Genomic DNA, 1,221 nt, shown 5'->3' on the forward strand with positions numbered 1-1,221 from the left:
ATGGCGACCTGCGCCGTAGCAGCGACGAACACGCTGCCGCGGTGAACAGGCTGGAGCGCTTGCTGCACCACAGCGGCGGCATCTACTTCGGGGCCGATTTGGACCAGCAGCTGGCCATCTCCAGCCCGTCTGCCGCACGCCGCAGCCAGGCGCTGATCACCCTGCGCTTCTCCTGCGCCCCCTGGGCCTTTGCCTTCATCCGTGAGGGCCTGCAGCGCTACCCGATCGAGCAAACCCGCTTCTCTGAGCCGCTCCCCGGCGACAGCTGGTGGCACCACCCCAAGGCGCCCCATGTGCTGGAGCCTGGCTCTTCCGACTCCAGTCATCCCTATCCAGTGGAGCTGGATCTGCCGCCCTGGACCGTGGCGGCTGATGTCGACCTGCGCAGCTGGCTGTTTGCCTTTGGCGGCGGCATCCGCATCGAAAGCCCTGAAGCGCTCAGACAGGAGCTGGTGCAGCGCAGCCGGGAGGCGATGGAGGCGAATGGGGTGCTTCATGCAGGCCAATCCTCAGAACCAGAGCAGCTCAGCGGCAACCCACGCTTCTTTTCGAGTCGCCTAAGCCGCGACTGAACAGCATCTGTAACGACACATCAAAACGTTCTGCTCGATACAGCCAGGTCACCCTGCTGCTGGCCATGGTGATGCTTCAAGAAGAACAGATATGCAGGTAACTGGATCCACAGCTCGACATCGCAAGGCCTACCAGCCCATCGAGCGCAGCTACCGCCTCATCGACGGCAGCTGCCAGCCCCACTGTCAGCTCGACGGTCAGTACAGCTCCCTTGATGACGCCATCGCTGATGCCATCGCCTGGATCGGCGATCTCAGCGAGCCCGACCATCCCGCCAGCTTGATCGGGGTGGAGGTCAGCAGCAGCAATGGCGACTGGCGCACCTGCCGCATTCCGGGGCCGTTGCTCTGTCCGCTGCCGCGCTGAGAAACAAGCCTCCAGGAGCACTCCCCTGCTGGGTGACAACAGAAAACCCCCGGGGTGAGCGGGGGATTCTCTGGAGCGGCCGGGCAAGGGACTGCTGGCGCTGATGCCGGCACCTGCATTGCCGGAGCCTGGGTCTCACTCAGAAAGCAACTCAGAAGCAAGGCAGTCGTGCGCAACAAGCGCGCACAGCCTGCTGCTTCTGTCCTCAGTTCACTCCTCTTCGTCGCTACCGCCCACCGGCACCAATCGGATCTGCTTCTTGCCAAGCTTGATCTCGAACTC

Annotated in this window: 2 protein-coding genes; both read left to right on the plus strand. The window is 63.5% G+C overall.

Going from position 1 to position 1,221, the window contains the following annotated elements; translation table 11 throughout:
- The coding region (locus CJZ78_RS12785) for a hypothetical protein (protein WP_158217087.1) at positions 1-572 on the plus strand (572 nt) is incomplete at its 5' end.
- Between the two features lie 91 nt (positions 573-663).
- Positions 664-939, plus strand: a complete 276-nt coding sequence (locus CJZ78_RS12790; RefSeq protein ID WP_094561698.1) for a hypothetical protein — start codon at positions 664-666, stop codon at positions 937-939.
- Positions 940-1,221: the final 282 nt, after the last annotated feature.

It is taken from the genome of Synechococcus sp. 8F6 (assembly GCF_002252665.1).
Taxonomy (GTDB): Bacteria; Cyanobacteriota; Cyanobacteriia; order PCC-6307; family Cyanobiaceae; genus Cyanobium_A.

Excerpts from the sequence above, each read along its gene's own strand:
- CJZ78_RS12790 (WP_094561698.1), top strand. The coding sequence starts at position 664 with ATGCAGGTAACTGGATCCACAGCTCGACATCGCAAGGCCTACCAGCCC.